The organism is Hydrogenophaga intermedia (assembly GCF_000723405.1).
Taxonomy (GTDB): Bacteria; Pseudomonadota; Gammaproteobacteria; order Burkholderiales; family Burkholderiaceae_C; genus Hydrogenophaga; species Hydrogenophaga intermedia.
This window is the reverse complement of record NZ_CCAE010000006.1, coordinates 183,739-202,188: the sequence shown is the minus strand read 5'-3', so window position 1 is coordinate 202,188 and position 18,450 is coordinate 183,739. Positions and strand designations below refer to the sequence as shown.

Below are 18,450 nucleotides of genomic sequence, written 5' to 3'. Positions count from 1 at the left end.
ACCCGCCACCTAGCATGCCCTCTCCACCCCCGCGAGGAGGAGACACCCCATGTGGCTGCGCAACTGTTGGTACGTCATCGCCTGGGACCACGAGATCCCGCCGGCCGATTCGCCCACCCTGTTCACGCGCACCGTGCTCGGCGAGCCGGTGCTGGTCTACCGCACGCAGATCGGCGAACTCATCGCGCTGGAAGACCGTTGCTGTCACCGGCACGCGCCGCTGTCGGTGGGGCGCAGAGAGGGCGATTGCGTGCGCTGCGGCTACCACGGCCTCAAGTTCGATCACCGCGGCCAGTGCGTCGAGGCCCCGGGCATCGAGATCATTCCCGCCAAGGCCAAGGTGAAGCGCTACCCGCTGGTGGAAAAGAACAAGTGGGTCTTCGTCTGGATGGGCGACCCCGCGCTGGCCGACGACGCTCTGCTGCCCGACAACTTCAGCTGCGATTCGCCGGACTGGCAGAACAAGCCCGGCTACCTGCACTACGACACGCCCTACCTGCTGATCTGCGACAACCTGCTGGACTTCTCGCACCTGAGCTACGTGCACGAGAAGTCGCTCGGCGGCTCCACGCGCATCGCGCAGGCGCGCCCCGCCATCGAGCCCGTGCCCGGCCCGAACGCCGACTGGCCGCAACTCGGCATCAAGGTCTCGCGCCACGTGAACGACGTGCCGCCGCCGCCGTTCTACCAGCGCTTCCGCCGCTTCGACACGAACCTGGACCGCTGGTTCGTCTACGAATTCCTGCTGCCCGGCACGCTGCTCATGCACTCGGGTGGACGCCCCACGGGCAGCGCACCCGACGCGCCAGGCCCCTCGGTGCGCCTGCACTCCTGCCAGACGCTCACGCCCGAGACGGCCACCACCACGCACTACTTCTTCCAGCAGTCGCACCCCACGGGCGAAGGCGACGGCACCGTCACGCAAAGCATCTACGACAGCCTGATCGGCGCCTTCAATGAAGACCGCGACATGATCACCGCGCAGCACCGCAACATTCAGCACAACCCCACGTTGCCCATGATGCCGCTGGCCATGGACGCGGCGCTGATCCAGTTCCGCCGCCTGCTCGAGGCGCGCGTGCGCGCGGAGCAGCAGGCGCAGACCCTTTCCCCCACCCAGCCGGCCACGATGGCCTGATACGCACCACGGAGACAAGCCCATGACCCACAACATCCTCAAGCCCGTCGCGCTGCTCGCGCTGTTTGCCGCCAGCGGCACCGCCGGCGCCCAGACCGTGCTCAACGTCTCCACCTGGCTGCCCCCGGCGCACGGCGCCACCATGGCGCAGAACCAGTGGTGCGAAGCGGTGGAGAAAGAAAGCAAGGGCAGCCTCAAGTGCAACCTGCTGCCCAAGGCCGTGTCCGCGCCGCCCGGCACCTTCGACGCGGTGCGCGACGGCCTGGCCGATGTGTCGTACACGGTGGACGGCTACACGCCCGGGCGCTTCATCTTCACGCAGGTGGCCGAGTTCCCCTTCCTCGGCGACAGCTCCACCGCCACCAGCGTGGCCTACCAGCGCATTTACGACAAGTACTTCGCCCCGCTGGGCGAGCACCGCGGCGTGAAGACGCTGGCCGTTTTCACCCACGGTCCCGGCATCATCTTCACGGTGAAGCAGCCGGTGGCCAGCGCCGCCGATGCGGCCAAACTCAAGTTCCGCATCGGTGGCGGCAACATCAACGAGCTGTCCAAGCTCATGGGGTGGAACACCACGCTCAAGCCCGCCACCGACTCCTTCGAACTCCTGTCCACCGGCGTGATGGACGGCACCTTCTTCCCCGACGAGTCGCTGCAGTCCATGCGCCTGGGCATGGTGAAGTACGCCACCACCTTTCCGGGCGGGCTCTACAACACCAGCTTCGTCTTCATGATGAACAAGGCGAAGTACGACAGCTTGAAGCCCGAGGAACGCGCGGCCATCGACAAGGTCTCGGGCGAGTACGCCGCGCGCCTCTTCGCCGCCGGCTGGGACCGCACCGACGCCGCCTCGCGCGACATCCAGAAGACCACCGGGGTGCAGCGCCAGATGGCCAACGAGGCCTTCGTGAACGAGGTGAAGGCCAAGCAGGCGCAGCTGGAGGACAAGTGGGTGGCGGCGGCCGAGGGGCGTGGCTTGAAGAACGCGCGCGCGGTGCTGGCGGAGTTCCGGGCGGAGACGCAGAAGCTGAAGTAATTGCTTGGCGCGCGGGGCGGGGCTCAGGCCTCGGCCACGCGCACCACCGTCTTGCCCAGGTGGCGCCCCGCCAGCAGGTCGATCAGCCCCTGCGGCGCCTGCAGCAGCCCGTCCACCACGTGCTCCTGCGCGTGCACCCGGCCTTCCTCGATCCAGCGGTGCATGCGCTCGCGAAAGCGCCGCAGGTGCTCGAAGCGCTCGCCGTAGTGGTCGAGCACGATGAAGCCCTGCAGGCGAACGCGCTTTTGCAGCACGGTGGCCAGCAGCGCGGGCCGTTGGTCCGTCGCACTCGCGCCTTCCATGGGGCCGTTGTAGTGGGCGATGAAGCCGCACACCGGCACCCGCGCGCCGGGGTTGAGCAGGGGCAGCACGGCGTCGAGCACGGCCCCGCCCACGTTTTCGAAGTACACGTCGATGCCTTGTGCGCAGGCCTGCGCCAGCCGTTGCGCGAAGTCGGGCGCGTGGCGGTCGATGCAGGCGTCGAAGCCCAGGACCTGCACCGCGTGCCGGCATTTGTCGGCACCTCCCGCGACGCCCACGGCGCGCGCGCCATGCAGGCGCGCCAACTGACCCACGTTGGCGCCCACGGCACCCGTGGCCGCGGCCACCACCACGGTCTCGCCGGGGCGCGGCTGGGCAAGGTCGAGCAGGCCCACGTGGGCGGTGAAACCCGGCATGCCCAGTGCGCCGAGCGACAGTGAAGGTGGCAAGGCGGGCGCCGATCCGCTGTCGAGTGGCAACAAGTCGCTGCCGTCCGACAGCGTGAAGTCCTGCCAGCCCGCGTTGGCCAGAACCAGGCCGCCGGGCCGCAGGTCGGGGTGGCGCGAGGCCACCACGCGGCTGACCGTGCCGCCCACCATGGTCTCGCCCAGCGCCACCGGCGGCGCGTAGCCCGGACCCACCGGGTCCATCAGGTTGCGCATGTAAGGGTCGAGCGAGAGCGCCAGGGTTTGCAACAGCACCTCGCCGTGCGCGGGTTCGGGAACGGGCCCGGTCTCGACGCGAAAGTCGGACAGGCGCGGCGCGCCTTCGGGCCGGGCGGCGAGCACGATGCGCCGGTTCAGCGCGGCGACCTGGGCGTCTGAAGGGGTCGGGTTCATGGCGTCGTGTCCTGTCAGGCGCGGTGCGCGCGCGGGCCGTGGCGCAGCGTCAGCAGCGTGCCCAGGGTGATGGTGGCGAGGGCGAACAGCGGGCCGCCGAGCGCGCCCACGTGATCGACCAGCATGCCGCCGCCGATGGCGCCGCTGGCGATGGCGATCTGGAAGGCGGCCATCAGCAGGCCGCCCGCGGCCTCGGTCTGGTCGGGCGCGGTGCGCACGATCCAGGTCTGGAAGCCCACGGGGAAGGCACCGAAGGCGAAGCCCCAGAGCGTGACGGCCACGGCCGTCACCAGCGGTGAACTGCCCGCCAGCAGCAGGCCCCCGGCCAGCAGCACGATCAGCGAGCCGCCGGCCACGATGGCGCGGCGCTCGCTGCGCTCGGCCAGGTAACCGCCTACGAGGTTGCCGAAGAAGCCGCCGATGCCGTAGCCCAGCAGCACCATCGAGATCGCCTGCACCGACAGGTGGGTGACGTTCTCCATGAGCGGGCGGATGTAAGTGAAGCCGGCGAAATGGCCCGAGATCATGAGCACCACCGCCAGCAGGGCCACGCGCACGTCGGCGCGGGCCAGCAGGCGGCCCAGGCGGCGCAGGTCGGCGTGGTCGCGCGGCGGCAGCGCGGGCAGGGTGAGCGCCTGCACCAGCAGCGTGAGCAGGCTCACCACACCGGCCACGATGAAGGCGCTGCGCCAGCCCCAGAGCTCACCCATCCAGGCGCCGACCGGCGCGGCGCACACGGTGGCCACCGACACGCCGGTGAGGATCAGGGACATGGCGCGCGCGAACCGATCGGGCGGCACCAGGCGCAGCGCCAGGGCGCCCGCCAGCGACCAGAAGCCCCCCAGCGCCACGCCCAGCAGCACGCGCGCCAGCAGCAAGGCGGGCAGCGAGCTGGCCAGCGCGGCCATCAGATTGGAGACCACCAGCATGGCGCTCAGGCCCAGCATGACCCAGCGCCGGTCGATGCGGCGCGTCAGCAGGGGCAGGGCGGGCGCGGCGATGGCGCCGACCACGGCCGTGGCCGTGACGGTCTGGCCGGCCGCGCCGTGGCTGATGCCCAGGTCGGCGGCCATGGGCGTGAGCAGGCTGGCGGGCAGGAACTCGGCCGTCACCAGGCCGAAGACGCCCATCGAGAGCGAGCCGATGGCGGCCCAATGGGCCTTGTCCGTGACGGCGCTGGGGGCTGGATCGGGTTCGGGTTCTGGGGTGAGGGCGCGGGCGGCCGGTTCGGCGTCGAGGCAGGCGCTGCAGGAAGTAGTCATGGGAGGGCAGGGGTTGAAACGGGCGCCGGATGGCGAAGGTCGACAGCCTAGGGCTAGCATCTCGGCGTTTCAATGTCGAATCAGCCGAAATGCATGACCATTCCTCCGGGCTTGCGCCCTTGCCGCGTGAACCGCTGCCGAGCAGGCCCTCGGACCTGCTGAGCCAGATCCTGCTCGGGCTGCGCCTCGACGGCGTGGAGTACGGCCGCTGCGTGATGCGCCCACCCTGGGCCGTGGCCTTCCCCGCGACGCCCGAGGCGCGCTTTCACTTCGTGGCCCGCGGCACGGCCTGGCTGCGCACGCCGGGCAGCGAGTGGCTCGCCTTGCACGCTGGCGATGCGGTGCTGCTGCCGCGCGGTGTCTTTCATGTGCTGGCGAGTTCGCCGCAGGAGCCGGCGGTGGACATCGATTCGCTCACGCGCACCCCGGTGGCGGACAACATTTACCTCGTCGGCGAGGCGCCGGCGGCGGGTGGCGAGCCACTGGGCCCGACGGGCGACGTGATGTTCTGCGGCACCATGCGCTTCAACCTCGACCCGCTGCACCCGCTGCTGGCCATGATGCCGGACGTGATGCGCGCCAACGAACTGGCCTTGCGCGACCCGTCGGTGCCCGCGCTGCTCGAGGCCATGGAGCGCGAAGTGGCGCTGGAGCGCATCGGCGCTTGCGGCATGCTCGCGCGCCTGGCCGACGTGCTGGCCGCGAGCATCATCCGCGCCTGGGTGGAGTGCGCCTGCAGCGACGCCAGCGGCTGGATCGCGGCCATGCAGTGCCCGCGCATCGGCAAGGTGATCGCGGCCATTCACGCCGCGCCCGAGCGAGACTGGTCGGTGCCGGCGCTCGCGGGGCTGATGGGCGCGTCGCGCTCGAGCTTCGCCGAGGCCTTCACGCGCACCGTGGGCGAAAGCCCCGCGAAGTACGTGGCCCGCGTGCGCATGTTTCAGGCGCGGCGCTGGATCGAGCGCGAGGGCATGCGGGTGGCGGTGGCGGCCACGCGCCTGGGCTACGACTCCGAGGCCTCGTTCAGCCGGGCCTTCAAGCGCGTCGTGGGTCTGCCGCCCGCCGCCGTGCGCCACCCGCGCCGGGCCACCACGGCCTAGCCCGCCAGCGCCGGAAACAGCTTCGTCAGGCCCGCGGCCATCACCTCCACCGACAGGGCCGCCAGGATCAGCCCCATCAGCCGCGTCATCACGTTGATGCCGGTCTGCCCCAGACCCCGCGCGATGGGCTCGGCCAGCGCGAAGCACACCGCCGTGGCCAGCGCGATGACCACGCCGTAGCCCACCAATGCGGCGTGCTGGAAAAAGGTTTTGGCCTGGTCGGCGTAAATCACCACGGTGGACATGGTGGCCGGGCCGGTGAGCAGCGGGATGGTGAGCGGCACCACCGCGACGCTGGTGCGCGGCGAGTCCTCGCTCAGGTCCTGGTCGGTGGTCTTGGCTTCCGCCGGGCGCGCGTTCAGCATGGCCAGCGCCGAGGTCAGCAGCAGCATGCCGCCGCCCACCTGAAAGCTTGCCAGCGAGATCGAGAAGAACTCGAGGATCTGCAGGCCCACCAGCGCGCAGGTGGCGATCACCGCGAAAGCGCTGAAGGCCGAGATCATCACCGTGCGCCGGCGCTGCTGGCGGCTGAAGCCCTGCGTGTAGTGGATGAAGAAGGGAACGATGGCCAGCGGGTTGACGATGGCCAGCAGGGTGATGAGGGGTTTGAAATCCATGGCGGCGGCGGATGGGCGCCGCATTGTGGCTGGCTTCAGGGCGTTTGGGCAGGGTTCTTCAGACGGAACATGCCGTATCCCTCCATGCGCAGCACGGGCTCGCCGTGCTGGTTCACCATCTCCCAGATGGTGCGCACCAGGCCCACGTCGGGGCGCTTGCCCATCACGCGCTTCTCGGTGATGGTGTGCGTGAGCGTGAGCGTGTCGCCCGGGAACACGGGCTTGAGCCACTTCAGGCTCTCCAGCCCCGGCGAGCCCAGGCTCGATGTGTCGTGCAGGAAGTTGGTGACCATGAGCCGCATGGCCATGGCGCAGGTGTGCCAGCCGCTGGCGCACAGGGCGCCGAAGACCGAGTCCTTCGCGGCCTCCGGGTCCAGGTGAAAGGGCTGCGGGTCCCACTGGCTGGCAAAGGCGACGATCTCTTCGGCCGTAGGTGACAGGCTGCCCAGGTCGCGCGTCTCGCCAACCGACAGGTCTTCCCAGTACAGGCGGGGTTCCTTTTTCTGCACGGACATCAGCGCGCTCCCGAAACGTCGATCAGGCTCATGGTGGTGTAGCTCGCGGCGTCGGACAGCAGCCACACGATCAGGCTGGCCACCTCGTCGGCCTGGCCGCCGCGCTGCATGGGAATCTGGGGCGCGAGTTCGCGCAGGCGGTCGGGGCGCCCGCCGCTGGCGTGGATGTCCGTGTCGATGAGGCCCGGGCGAACCGCATTCACGCGGATGTTCTCCGCCGCCAGCTCCTTGGCCAGGCCCACGGTGAAGCTGTCGATGGCGCCCTTGGACGCGGCGTAGTCCACGTACTCGCCGGGCGAGCCCAGGCGCGCGGCCGCGCTGGAGAGATTGACGATCGCGCCGCCCGCGCCGCCGTGCTTCGGGCTCATGCGGCGCACAGCCTCGCGCGCGCACAGCAGGCTGCCGATCACGTTGATGTCGAACATGCGCCGCCAGCGCGCCACGTCCATCTCGTCGAGCCGCGCCCGGCGGTCCACCACCCCCGCGTTGTTCACCAGGCCGGTGAGGCGGCCGAACTTGGCGTCGACTTGCTCGAACATGCGCAGCACCTGCGCCTCGTCCACCACGTCGGCCTGCACGGCCATGGCGCGCCCGCCGTCGGCACGGATGGCGCGCACCACCTCGTCGGCGGCCAGCGAGTTCGCGCTGTAGTTCACCGCCACCGCCCAGCCCGCCTTCGCGGCGAGCCGGCAAGTGGCTGCCCCGATGCCGCGCGAGCCGCCCGTGACCAGCAATACCTTGTCGCTCATCTGTGAACCCCCACGTTTGTCACTGCGTGATCTGCACTGCCCCCCGAGGGGGCCTTCGCCACTTGGGGCGGCCCGGCGTGGCTCATACCTGATCTCCTGCAACAGTCATTCGCATGGCGTACAAGAGCGCCTGCGCCTTTGAACGGCGCCCATTACAACAGCCAAACGGAGACTCTATGCGTCGCACGGTCGACTACTTCTTCGCCACCATGAGCCCCTGGGCCTACCTGGGCCACGAGCGCTTCGTGCGCATCGCGCACGCCGCCAATGCCGAGGTGCGCGTTCGCCCTATGGACCTGGGCAAGATCTTTCCGCTCTCGGGCGGCTTGCCGCTGGGCAAGCGCGCGCCGCAGCGCCAGGCCTACCGCCTGGTGGAGCTGCGCCGCTGGAGCGAGTGGCTCGGATTGCCGCTGAACCTGCACCCCAAGCATTTTCCCGTGGGGGGCGATCCCTCGGCGCGGCTGATCAGCGTGGTGGCCGAGCGCGACGGTGCCGAGGCCGCGTTGCGCCTGTCGGGCGCTGTGCTCTCGGCCGTCTGGGCGCGTGAGCTCGACATCGCCGACGCCGACACCTTGGCCGTGCTGCTGAAGGAGGGTGGCCTCGACGCCGCGCGGCTCGCACAATCACAGGCCGACGAAGGCCAGGCCCTGGCCGACGCCCACACCCAGGCCGCGATCGACGCCGGCGTGTTCGGCGCGCCGGCCTACGTCATCGACGGCGAACTCTTCTGGGGCCAAGACCGGCTCGACTTCGTCGAACGACGCCTGCAGGCCTGATCGACACATCCACCTACCAAGGAGCCCCCTCATGAGCGACACCATCACCCTCAAGGCCGCCGACGGCCACAGCTTTCCCGCCTACGTGGCCCAACCCACCGGCAAGGCCAGGGGCGGCATCGTCGTCCTGCAGGAAATCTTCGGCGTCAACTCGCACATCCGTTCCGTGGCCGACGGTTATGCGGCGGCGGGCTACTTCGCCGTCGCACCCAGCACCTTTTCCCGCATCGGCAAGGGCGATCTGGAGATCGGCTACACCGAGGCCGACATGAAAGAGGGCTCGGCCCTGAAGGCCGCCGTGGAGGCACTGCCCGCGCCGGGGGTGATGCCCGACGTCCAGGCCGCCATCGAGCACGCCGCTCAGGCCGGAAAGGTGGGCATCGTGGGCTACTGCTGGGGCGGCCTGCTCACCTGGCGCGCGGCCAGCACGCTCAAGGGCCTGAGCGCGGCCGTGCCGTACTACGGCGGTGGCATGACCACGCCCGAAGAAGCGGCGCGCAATCCCCAGGTGCCGGTGATGGCGCACTTCGGCGACCAGGACCACTGGATTCCGCTGGACACCGTGGAGGCCTTCAAGAAGGCCCAGCCCGGTGTGGCTGTGCACGTCTACAACGCCAACCACGGCTTCAACTGCGACCAGCGCGGCTCTTACAACGAGGCCGCGGCCAAGCTCGCGCGCGAGCGCACGCTGGCCTTCTTCGCTCAGCACGTAGGCTGATCGCGATGAAGCGGGCCGCGCTGCTGCTGGCGGGGGTGGTTGGCAGCGCCGCCGCCCAGTACCGCGGCCCGCTGTTCGACGCGCACCTGCACTACAACGACGAGGCCTGCGGCCACGCCACCACGCCCGCGCCCGAGTGCCCGCACCCGCTGGCCGACGTGCTGGGGCGCATGCAGCGCAACGGCGTGCGCGCCATCGTCGCCAATTCGCGGCCCAATGACGGCACGCGCGCCCTGGCGCAGGCACGCGATCAGACGCGCACGGCCGGCGTCAGGGTGGTGCCCTTCGTGCGGCTCTACCGCAACCGCGCCGACTACAGCAACTGGTTCCGCGACCCGAGCATCGTGGAGATGGTGAACACCGAACTGGCGCGTGGCACACCCGCCGGGCCCTACCGCGGCTTGGGCGAGTTCCACCTCTACGACAGCGCCAACGCCGATGGCCCGGTGGCGAAACAGCTCATGGCCTTGGCGGACGAGAAGGGCCTGGCCATCCTCGCGCACGTGGACGACGTGGCGGTGGAAAAGCTCATGGGCCACACGCCATCGAAAGGCCGCAACACCCGCCTGATCTGGGCGCACACGGGCATTGGTGGTTCGCCGGTTGCGCGCGTCGACGAACTCTTCACCCGCTTTCCGCAACTTCGCGGTGAGCTGTCCTACCGCCCCGGACTCACCTGTGGCGATGGCGAGCTGTGCCCCGAGTGGCGCGCGCTGCTGCTCAAGTACCCCGACCGCTTCCTCATCGGCTCGGACACCTGGGTCAACCAGCGCTGGCTGTACTACGACGAGCTCATGCAGGGCTACCGTGCCTGGCTGGGCACGCTGCCGCCCGACGTGGCGAAGAAGATCGCCTGGGACAATGGCGCCTCACTGTTTGGCGTGCCCGAACCCGCACCACGATGATCCGACTGCACTTCTATCCCAGCACCGCGGCCATGGTGCCGCACATCGTCCTCGAAGAACTCGGCCTACCTTACGAGCGCGCGCGCATTGACCGCGAGCACGGCGCGCTGAACTCACCGGCCTACCGCGCGCTCAACCCCAACGGCCTGATCCCGGTGCTGGAAGACGGCGATCTCGTGCTCTACGAAACCGCCGCCATCTGCCTGCACCTGAGCGACACGCACCCCGATGCGAAGCTGATGCCCGCTGTCGGCACGCGCGAGCGCGCCCAGGCCTACAAGTGGCTCATGTGGCTCACCAATACCTTGCAGGCCACGCTGATCGTCTACTTCTACCCGCACCGTTGGGTCAACGACGCCGGCAGCGACAGCGAGGCCGAGATCAAGGCCGTGGCCAAGCGCCGCGTGGGCGCGCTGCTCGACCAGCTCGACGCCGAACTCGCGCGCCATGGCGGCCCCTGGTTTCTGGGCAACGCGTATTCGCTGCTCGACGCCTACGTCTTCACGCTGTGCCGCTGGACGCGGCATTTCTCGCCCGATTCACCGGTGCGCCCCGCGCGCGAGCGCCCGCACCTGGGCCCGTACCTGCAGCGCGTGCTCGATCGCCCGGCGCTGCGGCGCGTGATGGCCAACGAGGGCCTGGCTGAGCCGTACGTCTGAAAGCGATCCGGCGCCGGGCCGCCCCAAGCCGGATCAGCCCCCTCGGGGGGCAGCGACCCGCGCAGCGGCGGAGCGTGGGGGCCTGTGCTCAGCGCCCGGACGAGCGCAGGTAGCGCTTGCGCCAGAAGTACACGCTGAGCCCCACGGCCACGAACACCATCGAGCCCATCGCCCACCAGAAGCCCGTGCGGTCGTGGATGAAGGGAATGAACTCGAAGTTCATGCCGAAGATGCCGGCGATGAGGTTCAGCGGCAGGAACACGGCGGTCAGCGCGGTCAGCGTGCGCATGATGTCGTTGGTGCGGTTGCTCTGCGCCGAGAAGTGCATCTGCACGGCCGTCTCGGCGTTCTGCTCCAGCCGGCGCACGTGGTGCACCACGCGCTCAATGTGCTCCAGCACGTCGCGGCTGCGCACCTTCAGCAGTTCCAGCCCGCGGTGGCCGCCGATGGCCTCGTTGGCGTCCCAGTCCTCCAGCGCCTCCAGCCAGTCCTGCAGGGCGCTGCGCTGGTCCTCGCAGATTTCGTCGAGGTGGTGCAGCGAGATGCGCGCGTCCAGCAGCGAGTTCCAGTTGGTGAAGCGCGTCTTGGGGTGCAGCAGTTCGGACTGCCAGTGGTCGAGCTGGCGCGTGAGTTCGCGCCGCAAGTCCAGGTAGCCGTCCACCATCTGGTTGACGATGCGCAGCATCAGGTCGGCCGGGCTGGAAGGCAGGCCGCCGCCCACGGCGCGCGGCGCCACGCCGGCGCTGGTCAGCAGCCGTGTCGAGTACTGGTCGAGCACGCCGCAGCCGGCCGGGTGCACGGTCAGCAGCACGCGGTCGAACACAGCGAAGCCCACGGGACTGGTGTCGATGCGCCGCAGCACCGGCGGACCGCCGCGTTTCACGTGCTCGGTGAGTACCGCGCCGGGCTGCGCAATGTCGGTCTCGGCCTGGCCCGCGGCCAGGCGGCGGAACACCAGGATGTCGTACTTCGAGGTGTAGTCGTAGTGCGAGGGCAACTGGTTGTTGAGCAGGTCGCTCACGTGCAGGTCGACCAGCGTGGTGCCGCCCATCACCTGAAGCGCGGCTTGCACGTGGCCGTGCTCGAGTTCGAATTCGCGCCGGCCGCAGGCCACCCAGAGAAAGCCCTTGGGGGGCAGCAGCATGGGCAGCCCGGCGGTTTCGCTCACCGATCCGGGCTGGACGTGGAACACCCGCATCGTGTGGCCCTTCCAGCGGCGGCTCAGCCGCGCAGCAGGCGCGCGGCGTCGCGCGCGAAGTAGGTGAGCACGCCATCGGCACCCGCGCGTTTGAAGGCCAGCAGGCTTTCCATCATCACGGCGTCGTGGTCGAGCCAGCCGTTCTGCGCGGCGGCCTTGAGCATGGCGTACTCGCCGCTCACCTGGTAGGCGAAGGTGGGCATCGCGAACTCGTCCTTCACGCGGCGCACGATGTCCAGGTAGGGCATGCCGGGTTTCACCATCACCATGTCCGCGCCCTCCGCGATGTCCATCGCCACCTCGCGCAGGGCCTCGTCTGTGTTGCCCGGGTCCATCTGGTAGCCCTTCTTGTCGGCCTTGCCCAGGTTGGCGGCCGAACCCACGGCGTCGCGGAAGGGGCCGTAGAAAGCGCTCGCGTACTTGGCGCTGTAGGCCATGACGCGAGTGTGAATGCGGCCGTCGGCCTCCAGCGCCTGGCGGATGGCGCCGATGCGCCCGTCCATCATGTCGCTGGGCGCGACGATGTCCACGCCCGCAGCCGCCTGCGTGAGCGCCTGGCGCACCAGGATGGCCACGGTCTCGTCGTTGATGATGTAGTTGGCCTCGTCGAGCACGCCGTCCTGGCCGTGGCTGGTGTAAGGGTCCAGGGCCACGTCGGTCATCACGCCCAGTTCAGGAAAGCGTTGCTTGAGCGCGCGCACCACGCGCGGCACCAGGCCGTCAGGGTTGGTGGCCTCCTGGCCGTCGGGCGTCTTCAGCGCGGGGTCGATGACCGGAAACAGCGCCATCGCCGGAATGCCCAGCTTCACGCAGTCTTCGGCCACGGGCAGCAGCAGGTCCAGGCTCAGGCGCTCCACGCCGGGCATGGACGCCACGGCCTCGCGCCGCTCGCTGCCGTCGAGCACGAACACCGGGTAGATCAGGTCGGAAGGGTGCAGGCGGTGCTCGCGCACCAGCTCGCGGGTGAAGGCGTCGCGGCGCAGGCGGCGCGGGCGGGCGGCGGGGAAGGGGGCGGGGCTGTGCATGGCGGCTATTGTGGCAAAGGCGGAGGGATGCCCGTACGGGATCGCGCCGTCGTGGCGCATTGCACGGAAATGAGAAGTTCCGGCTACTCGGACCTGTATCCGGAGAGGTGATTGGTGCACATTTCGTTACATCGCCACCCCGGATGGACGGCCCACCCGGCGACAGGCGGATCAAAGCCCCCGATGACGGAAGCACCGTGTTGAAACCCATGGCCACACCGAAGAAAGACCAGCCTGGCGCCGCCGGCGCGGCGGGCCAGCCGCGCGGCGACGAGCACTGGTCGCTGGCCGAGCACTGCCCCCAACTGCTGACCGCGGCGGCCGGGCAGATCAGCGATGCCCTGCAGGCCCTGCAGAGCGGTCTCGATCAATTGAACGCCGGCGGCGCGGTGCCCGCCCGCGAGCAATGGGCCCTGACGGTGCCCATGGGCCGCATCAAGCGGCTGACGACGGTGATGCAACAGATCCAGCGCTTCCACGACGGGCGCATCCGCCAGTCGCACGAGAAGCTCGATCTCTCGCATCTGGTGGAAACCTGCCTGCAGGAGCGCCGCAAGGAGTTCGCGCTCATGGGCGCCGACGTGCGGCGCAAGCTCAAGCCGGTGGAGGTGCTTCTGGACCCCACCGTGACACACGCCCTGTTCAATGCGCTGCTCGACTGGGCGCTGCCCCTGGGGCGCCACGTCAGCGTGCGGGTGGACATCAACGACTGGCCGCCGCATGCGCGTCTGCAGGTGCGCGTGCACGGCGACGAGGCGCCCTCGTCGCGCGCGCCGGACCTGGACAACCTGGATTGGGCGCTGGTGCGTCAGATCGCCCACACCACCGGCGGCATCGAGGTGCAGCGCCAGGTGTCGGCCGATGGCATCGTCGCCAGCGTTATGTTCCACCGCACGGTGCAGGCCATCGACGGCATATCGGCGGTGGATCTGTCCGATGGCCAGTCCTCGATGTTCAAGTCGCTGCAGGGCGTCTACGCGCTGATCGTGTCGCCTTCGCTGCAGATCCGCTCGGACGTGCGCGACGCGCTGCGCGAGATCGGCGTGAGCGCCGACAGCGTGGTGGACCTCATCCAGGCGCGCGAAGCCGCCGCGCACCGCATGCCCAGCCTGGTCGTCATCGACGCCGTACTCAAGGGGCCGGAGTTCGACCAGTTCCGCCGCGCCCTGGTGCGCGACGCGATGGACATGCCCTTCGTCGAGATATCGCCCGACGCCAGCGCGTTCGACATGTCGGGCTTCGGCGAGATGGCCATGGCTCGGGTGGGGCGCGGCAACATCCGCGAAGCCCTGGGCACCGCGGTGATGTTCGAACTCGCGAAAACGATTTGACCGGTTGATGCGCGGCCACCAAGGGCCGCCATAGAGAAGGGCGCCCCAAAGGCGCCCTTCTCGCCTTCTGCGAGGTGTGTCAGGCCGAGGCTTTCACCTTCAGGCGCCAGGCATGCAGCAGCGGCTCGGTGTAGCCGCTGGGCTGCTCCTTGCCCTTGAACACCAGGTCCAGCGCGGCCTGGTAGGCCTTGCTGGTTTTCGCGTTGCCGGCCAGGCGCCGGTAGAGCTTGTCGCCCGCGTTCTGCCTGTCCACCTTGGCGGCCATGCGCTCGAAGGTGTCACGCACCTGCTTCTCGGTGACGACACCGTGGTGCAGCCAGTTGGCGATGTGCTGGCTGCTGATGCGCAGCGTGGCGCGGTCTTCCATCAGGCCGACGTCGTTGATGTCGGGCACCTTGGAACAGCCCACGCCCTGGTCGACCCAGCGCACCACGTATCCCAGGATGCCCTGCACGTTGTTGTCGAGTTCCTGTTGCTTCTCGGCCGCGCTCCAGTTCGGGTTGGCGCTGACGGGCACGGTGAGCAGGCCGGTGAGCAGGGTGTCCCGTTCCTTGTCGGCGTCGATCTTCTCCAGGTCCTTCTGCACCTCGCTCACCAGCACCTGGTGGTAGTGCATGGCGTGCAGCGTGGCGCCGGTGGGGCTGGGCACCCAGGCGGTGTTGGCGCCGGCCTTGGGGTGCGCGATCTTCTGCTCCAGCATGGCCTTCATCAGGTCGGGCATGGCCCACATGCCCTTGCCGATCTGCGCCTTGCCGCGCAGGCCGCAGGCCAGGCCCACCAGCACGTTGTTGCGCTCGTAGGCCTGGATCCAGGCGCTGGCCTTCATGTCGCCCTTGCGCACCATGGGACCGGCCAGCATGGCGGTGTGCATCTCGTCGCCGGTGCGGTCCAGGAAGCCGGTGTTGATGAAGGCCACGCGGCTGGGCGCGGCGGCGATGCAGGCCTTCAGGTTCACCGAGGTGCGGCGCTCCTCGTCCATGATGCCCAGCTTGACGGTGCTGGCTGGCAGGCCCAGCAGTTGCTCGACGCGGCCGAACAGCTCGTCCGCGAAGGCCACTTCGCGCGGGCCGTGCATCTTGGGCTTGACGATGTACACCGAGCCCTTGCGCGAGTTGCGCAGCGGGTGCTTCTTGTCCTTCCTGATGTCGTGCACCGCGATGGCGGTGGTGACCACTGCGTCCATGATGCCCTCGGGAATCTCCTTGCCCTCGGGGCCCCAGAGGATGGCCGGGTTGGTCATCAGGTGGCCCACGTTGCGCACGAAGAGCAGCGAACGGCCGTGCAGGCGCACGGTCTTTTTGCCGTTCGGTGCCGTGTACTCGCGGTCGCCGTTGAGGCCGCGCTTGAGCGTCTGGCCGCCTTTCTCGAAGGTCTCGGTGAGCATGCCCTTGAGAATGCCCAGCCAGTTGCTGTACGCCAGCAGCTTGTCTTCGGCGTCCACCGCGGCCACGGAGTCTTCGAGGTCGAGGATGGTGGAAAGCGCGGCCTCGACCACGAGGTCGCTCACACCCGCCGGGTCGGTCTTGCCGATGGCGCTGTCGGGGCGGATCTGGATCTCCAGGTGCAGGCCGTTGTGCGCCAGCAGGATGGCGGAGGGCTTCTTCGCATCGCCTTGGTAGCCGACGAACTGTTTGCCGTCGGCGAGCTTGCTGGTGCCGCCGTCGGCCAGCGACACGACCAGCTCACCGTCCTTCACGCGGTAGCCCGTGGAGCCCACATGCGAGCCCTTCTTCAGCGGGCAGGTACGGTCCAGCACGTGGCGCGCCCATTCGATGACCTTGGCGCCGCGCTTGGGGTTGTAGCGCGTGCCCTTCTCGCAGCCGCCGTCCTCAGCGATCACGTCGGTGCCGTAGAGCGCGTCGTACAGCGAGCCCCAGCGCGCGTTGGCGGCGTTGAGTGCGTAGCGCGCGTTCAGGATAGGCACCACCAGTTGCGGGCCGGCCTGTACCGCGAGCTCGTCATCCACGTTCTTCGTCGTCGCTTTCACCTTGCCCGGATCGGACACGAGGTAGCCGATGGTTTCGAGGAATTTCCGGTAGGCCGCCATGTCGCGCACCGGGCCGGGGTTGGCGCTGTGCCAGGTGTCCAGCTCGGTCTGCAGGCGGTCGCGCTCGGCCAACAGGGCCGCGTTCTTGGGCGCCAGGCCGCGCACCAGGGTGTCGAAGCCCTGCCAGAAAGCGGCCGGCTCGGTGCCGGTGCCGGGCAGCACTTCGTCGTTGATGAACTGGTACAGGGCCGTGTCGACCTGCAGGCTGTGGATCGTGGTGCGTGGGCTCATGCGAAGGCTCCGGAAGAAACGAACAGAAGAAGAGGCATCAGAAGAAGTCGAGCACCGCGCGCAGGTTGGTGCCTGTCGCGGTGGGCTGCGTGTCGAGCTGCTCGAAGGGCAGGTTGGCTCGGTTGATCCAGAGCGTCTGGTAGCCGAACCAGGTGGCGCCCAGCACGTCCCAGGCGTTGCTGCTCACGAAGACGATCTGCCCGCGTGGCAGGCCCGTGGCCTGTTCGCCCAGGCCGTAGAGCGCGGGCGATACCTTGAAGGCGCGCACCGCGTCGGCGCTGATCACGTGGTCGAACAGGCCATCGAGCCCGGCGCTGCGCAGGGCGATGCCGAGCATCTCCGGGTCGCCGTTGGACAGGATCCCCGTGACCACGCCTTGCGCGCGCAAGGCCTGCACGACTTCTCGGTTCTCGGGGAAGGACGAAAGGTGGCGGTACTGGTTCATCAGGCTGGCCGCCGCCTCGGCGTAGTCGCCCCAGCGCTCGGCCGCTTGCGGCACCAGTGCCTGGATGGCGTAGCGCAGCGCGCGCTCGGTGAGGTCCCAGAAGCTGCGGTAGTGCGCCGGGTCACCGCTCATGGTGATGAGACGCGAGTAGTCGATCTGGCGCTCGCGCCACAGCACGGCCAGGCGCGCGCCCCGGCCCGGGAACAGCTGTTCCGCGCGCAGGCCCACGCTGTACACGTCGAACAGCGTGCCGTAGGCGTCGAAGAGCACGGCGCGGGGTTTGGCCATGGGAAAGCACTGTATTGCAAACATGGGCGCGCATTGAAGCGCCGCAACGCGATGGATCCATGACTTTTTTGCGTGTAATCTGCGCCCAGTCATTCGAGGAGACCCCATTGAGCCCCGCCCCCGACCACCCGAGCCTGCCGCTGGCCGGCATCCGCGTCGCCGAGTTCTCTCACATGGTGATGGGCCCCATGTGCGGCATGGTGCTGGCCGACCTGGGTGCCGAGGTGATCAAGGTGGAGCCGCCCGCCGGCGACAACACGCGCCGCCTGCTGGGCTCGGGTGCGGGCTTCTTCCCGCTGTTCAACCGCAACAAGAAGAGCCTGGTGCTGGACCTGCAGAGCGAGGCCGGCCGCGAGGCCGCACTGCGACTGGTGGCCACGGCCGACGTGCTGGTGGAGAACTTCAAGCCCGAGACCATGCGCAAGCTGGGCCTCGACCATCAGAGCCTCAAGGCGCGCTTCCCGCGCCTGATCCACGTGAGCCACAAGGGCTTCCTGCCCGGGCCGTACGACCACCGCACCGCGCTGGATGAAGTGGTGCAGATGATGGGCGGCCTGGCCTACATGACCGGGCGTCCCGGCGACCCGTTGCGCGCGGGCAGCAGCGTCAACGACATCATGGGCGGCATGTTCGGCGCCATCGGCGTGATGGCCGCGCTGCGCGAGCGCGAGCGCACCGGACGCGGTCAGGCGGTGCAGAGTGCGCTGTTCGAGAACAACATCTTCCTGGTGGCGCAGCACATGCTGCAATACGCCGTGACGGGCGCCGCCGCCAACCCCATGCCGCAGCGCATCTCGCCCTGGGGCATCTACGACGTGTTCACCGCGGCCGGCGGCGAGCAGATCTTCCTGGCGGTGGTGAGCGACACGCAGTGGGCCATCTTCTGCAGCGCCATAGGCTGGAGCGACTGGCGCGACGACCCGCGCCTGCGGACCAACAACGAGCGCGTGCGCGCGCGCGACTGGCTGCTGCCCGAGTTGCGCGCGCGCGTGGCGCAGCGGCCGGTGAAGGAGCTGGCCGAGCTGTTCGAGCGCCACGGCCTGCCTTTCGCCCCCATCGCCAAACCGCACGAGTTGCTGGACGACCCGCACCTTCGCGCCACGGGCGGGTTGGCGCCCATTACCTTGCCCGACGGCGAGCGCGCGGGGCAGACTGTGCAGACCGTGCCGCTGCCCTTCACGCTGGATGACCAGCGCCTGCCGGTGCACAGCCCGCCACGCCTGGGGGCCGACAGCAGCGAGGTGCTGCGCGAACTGGGCTACGACGACGCGGCGATCGAGCGCCTGTCGCGCACCGCCAGCAAGGGCTGA

Annotated in this window: 18 protein-coding genes; 9 read left to right on the top strand and 9 right to left on the bottom strand. The window is 69.3% G+C overall.

From position 1 onward, the window contains the following. The first annotated feature begins 49 nt into the window (after window positions 1-49). Together BN948_RS06630 and BN948_RS06625 are read left to right on the top strand one after the other, a co-directional pair. A complete protein-coding gene (locus BN948_RS06630; protein WP_009519318.1) occupies window positions 50-1,138 on the top strand; it encodes a Rieske 2Fe-2S domain-containing protein in 1,089 nt (362 codons plus the stop codon). Window positions 1,139-1,160: 22 nt separating this feature from the next. Then, complete coding sequence (locus tag BN948_RS06625) at window positions 1,161-2,174, top strand: TRAP transporter substrate-binding protein (protein ID WP_009519317.1); 1,014 nt, start codon at window positions 1,161-1,163, stop codon at window positions 2,172-2,174. Between the two features lie 23 nt (window positions 2,175-2,197). On the opposite strand, the gene BN948_RS06620 is transcribed toward BN948_RS06625, so the two are convergent. Together BN948_RS06620 and BN948_RS06615 are read right to left on the bottom strand one after the other, a co-directional pair. After that, window positions 2,198-3,274, bottom strand: coding sequence for an NADP-dependent oxidoreductase (locus BN948_RS06620; RefSeq protein WP_009519316.1), 1,077 nt, complete (start codon window positions 3,272-3,274; stop codon window positions 2,198-2,200). Between the two features lie 14 nt (window positions 3,275-3,288). Continuing rightward, window positions 3,289-4,536 carry an MFS transporter gene (locus BN948_RS06615; protein WP_009519315.1) on the bottom strand — a complete coding sequence of 416 codons (1,248 nt, stop codon included), beginning with the start codon at window positions 4,534-4,536 and terminating at the stop codon, window positions 3,289-3,291. A gap of 89 nt (window positions 4,537-4,625) precedes the next feature. Between BN948_RS06615 and BN948_RS06610 the strand changes: the two genes are divergently transcribed. Next, window positions 4,626-5,636, top strand: a complete 1,011-nt coding sequence (locus tag BN948_RS06610) for an AraC family transcriptional regulator (protein ID WP_009519314.1) — start codon at window positions 4,626-4,628, stop codon at window positions 5,634-5,636. Here BN948_RS06610 and BN948_RS06605 read toward each other — a convergent pair. From BN948_RS06605 to BN948_RS06595, 3 genes are read right to left on the bottom strand one after another with little or no spacing between them, the layout of a single operon-like run. Further along, window positions 5,633-6,253 carry a MarC family protein gene (locus BN948_RS06605; RefSeq protein ID WP_009519313.1) on the bottom strand — a complete coding sequence of 207 codons (621 nt, stop codon included), beginning with the start codon at window positions 6,251-6,253 and terminating at the stop codon, window positions 5,633-5,635. The genes BN948_RS06610 and BN948_RS06605 overlap by 4 nt on opposite strands. A 35-nt stretch (window positions 6,254-6,288) precedes the next feature. Next, window positions 6,289-6,768: a MaoC family dehydratase gene (locus BN948_RS06600; protein ID WP_009519312.1), complete on the bottom strand. Its 480-nt coding sequence runs from the start codon at window positions 6,766-6,768 to the stop codon at window positions 6,289-6,291. Further along, a complete protein-coding gene (locus tag BN948_RS06595; RefSeq protein ID WP_009519311.1) occupies window positions 6,768-7,517 on the bottom strand; it encodes an SDR family oxidoreductase in 750 nt (249 codons plus the stop codon). Before BN948_RS06595 ends, BN948_RS06600 begins: the two co-directional genes overlap by 1 nt. 176 nt (window positions 7,518-7,693) lie before the next feature. Between BN948_RS06595 and BN948_RS06590 the strand changes: the two genes are divergently transcribed. The 4 genes from BN948_RS06590 to BN948_RS06575 are packed head-to-tail and all read left to right on the top strand — an operon-like array spanning window position 7,694 to window position 10,575. Next, a complete protein-coding gene (locus tag BN948_RS06590; protein ID WP_009519310.1) occupies window positions 7,694-8,293 on the top strand; it encodes a 2-hydroxychromene-2-carboxylate isomerase in 600 nt (199 codons plus the stop codon). A 31-nt stretch (window positions 8,294-8,324) separates the two neighbouring features. Continuing rightward, window positions 8,325-9,011, top strand: coding sequence for a dienelactone hydrolase family protein (locus BN948_RS06585; protein WP_009519309.1), 687 nt, complete (start codon window positions 8,325-8,327; stop codon window positions 9,009-9,011). Between the two features lie 5 nt (window positions 9,012-9,016). Continuing rightward, window positions 9,017-9,916 (top strand): amidohydrolase family protein, encoded by a 900-nt coding sequence (locus BN948_RS06580; RefSeq protein WP_009519308.1) that lies wholly within the window; start codon window positions 9,017-9,019, stop codon window positions 9,914-9,916. Further along, complete coding sequence (locus BN948_RS06575) at window positions 9,913-10,575, top strand: glutathione S-transferase family protein (protein ID WP_009519307.1); 663 nt, start codon at window positions 9,913-9,915, stop codon at window positions 10,573-10,575. Before BN948_RS06580 ends, BN948_RS06575 begins: the two co-directional genes overlap by 4 nt. A gap of 88 nt (window positions 10,576-10,663) precedes the next feature. On the opposite strand, the gene BN948_RS06570 is transcribed toward BN948_RS06575, so the two are convergent. Both BN948_RS06570 and hemB read right to left on the bottom strand, forming a co-directional pair. After that, window positions 10,664-11,773, bottom strand: coding sequence for a magnesium transporter CorA family protein (locus BN948_RS06570; RefSeq protein WP_009520565.1), 1,110 nt, complete (start codon window positions 11,771-11,773; stop codon window positions 10,664-10,666). Window positions 11,774-11,796: 23 nt separating this feature from the next. Next, window positions 11,797-12,798: a porphobilinogen synthase gene (gene hemB, locus BN948_RS06565; RefSeq protein ID WP_035620825.1), complete on the bottom strand. Its 1,002-nt coding sequence runs from the start codon at window positions 12,796-12,798 to the stop codon at window positions 11,797-11,799. A 209-nt stretch (window positions 12,799-13,007) separates the two neighbouring features. Between hemB and BN948_RS06560 the strand changes: the two genes are divergently transcribed. Further along, the gene (locus BN948_RS06560) at window positions 13,008-14,129 is read left to right on the top strand and encodes a hypothetical protein (protein WP_035620823.1); all 1,122 of its coding nucleotides are present in this window, start codon (window positions 13,008-13,010) and stop codon (window positions 14,127-14,129) included. Window positions 14,130-14,208: 79 nt separating this feature from the next. Here BN948_RS06560 and BN948_RS06555 read toward each other — a convergent pair whose 3' ends face one another. Beyond that, complete coding sequence (locus tag BN948_RS06555) at window positions 14,209-16,407, bottom strand: malate synthase G (RefSeq protein ID WP_009520562.1); 2,199 nt, start codon at window positions 16,405-16,407, stop codon at window positions 14,209-14,211. Window positions 16,408-16,444: 37 nt separating this feature from the next. Further along, complete coding sequence (locus BN948_RS06550; RefSeq protein ID WP_009520561.1) at window positions 16,445-17,140, bottom strand: haloacid dehalogenase type II; 696 nt, start codon at window positions 17,138-17,140, stop codon at window positions 16,445-16,447. A 107-nt stretch (window positions 17,141-17,247) separates the two neighbouring features. Here BN948_RS06550 and BN948_RS06545 point away from each other — a divergent pair, with 107 nt between their 5' ends. Further along, window positions 17,248-18,450: a CaiB/BaiF CoA transferase family protein gene (locus BN948_RS06545; protein ID WP_009520560.1), complete on the top strand. Its 1,203-nt coding sequence runs from the start codon at window positions 17,248-17,250 to the stop codon at window positions 18,448-18,450.

Excerpts from the sequence above, each read along its gene's own strand:
- BN948_RS06630 (WP_009519318.1), top strand. The coding sequence starts at position 50 with ATGTGGCTGCGCAACTGTTGGTACGTCATCGCCTGGGACCACGAGATC.
- BN948_RS06625 (WP_009519317.1), top strand. The coding sequence starts at position 1,161 with ATGACCCACAACATCCTCAAGCCCGTCGCGCTGCTCGCGCTGTTTGCC.
- BN948_RS06620 (WP_009519316.1), bottom strand. The coding sequence starts at position 3,274 with ATGAACCCGACCCCTTCAGACGCCCAGGTCGCCGCGCTGAACCGGCGC.
- BN948_RS06615 (WP_009519315.1), bottom strand. The coding sequence starts at position 4,536 with ATGACTACTTCCTGCAGCGCCTGCCTCGACGCCGAACCGGCCGCCCGC.
- BN948_RS06610 (WP_009519314.1), top strand. The coding sequence starts at position 4,626 with ATGCATGACCATTCCTCCGGGCTTGCGCCCTTGCCGCGTGAACCGCTG.
- BN948_RS06605 (WP_009519313.1), bottom strand. The coding sequence starts at position 6,253 with ATGGATTTCAAACCCCTCATCACCCTGCTGGCCATCGTCAACCCGCTG.
- BN948_RS06600 (WP_009519312.1), bottom strand. The coding sequence starts at position 6,768 with ATGTCCGTGCAGAAAAAGGAACCCCGCCTGTACTGGGAAGACCTGTCG.
- BN948_RS06595 (WP_009519311.1), bottom strand. The coding sequence starts at position 7,517 with ATGAGCGACAAGGTATTGCTGGTCACGGGCGGCTCGCGCGGCATCGGG.
- BN948_RS06590 (WP_009519310.1), top strand. The coding sequence starts at position 7,694 with ATGCGTCGCACGGTCGACTACTTCTTCGCCACCATGAGCCCCTGGGCC.
- BN948_RS06585 (WP_009519309.1), top strand. The coding sequence starts at position 8,325 with ATGAGCGACACCATCACCCTCAAGGCCGCCGACGGCCACAGCTTTCCC.
- BN948_RS06580 (WP_009519308.1), top strand. The coding sequence starts at position 9,017 with ATGAAGCGGGCCGCGCTGCTGCTGGCGGGGGTGGTTGGCAGCGCCGCC.
- BN948_RS06575 (WP_009519307.1), top strand. The coding sequence starts at position 9,913 with ATGATCCGACTGCACTTCTATCCCAGCACCGCGGCCATGGTGCCGCAC.
- BN948_RS06570 (WP_009520565.1), bottom strand. The coding sequence starts at position 11,773 with ATGCGGGTGTTCCACGTCCAGCCCGGATCGGTGAGCGAAACCGCCGGG.
- hemB (WP_035620825.1), bottom strand. The coding sequence starts at position 12,798 with ATGCACAGCCCCGCCCCCTTCCCCGCCGCCCGCCCGCGCCGCCTGCGC.
- BN948_RS06560 (WP_035620823.1), top strand. The coding sequence starts at position 13,008 with ATGGCCACACCGAAGAAAGACCAGCCTGGCGCCGCCGGCGCGGCGGGC.
- BN948_RS06555 (WP_009520562.1), bottom strand. The coding sequence starts at position 16,407 with ATGAGCCCACGCACCACGATCCACAGCCTGCAGGTCGACACGGCCCTG.
- BN948_RS06550 (WP_009520561.1), bottom strand. The coding sequence starts at position 17,140 with ATGGCCAAACCCCGCGCCGTGCTCTTCGACGCCTACGGCACGCTGTTC.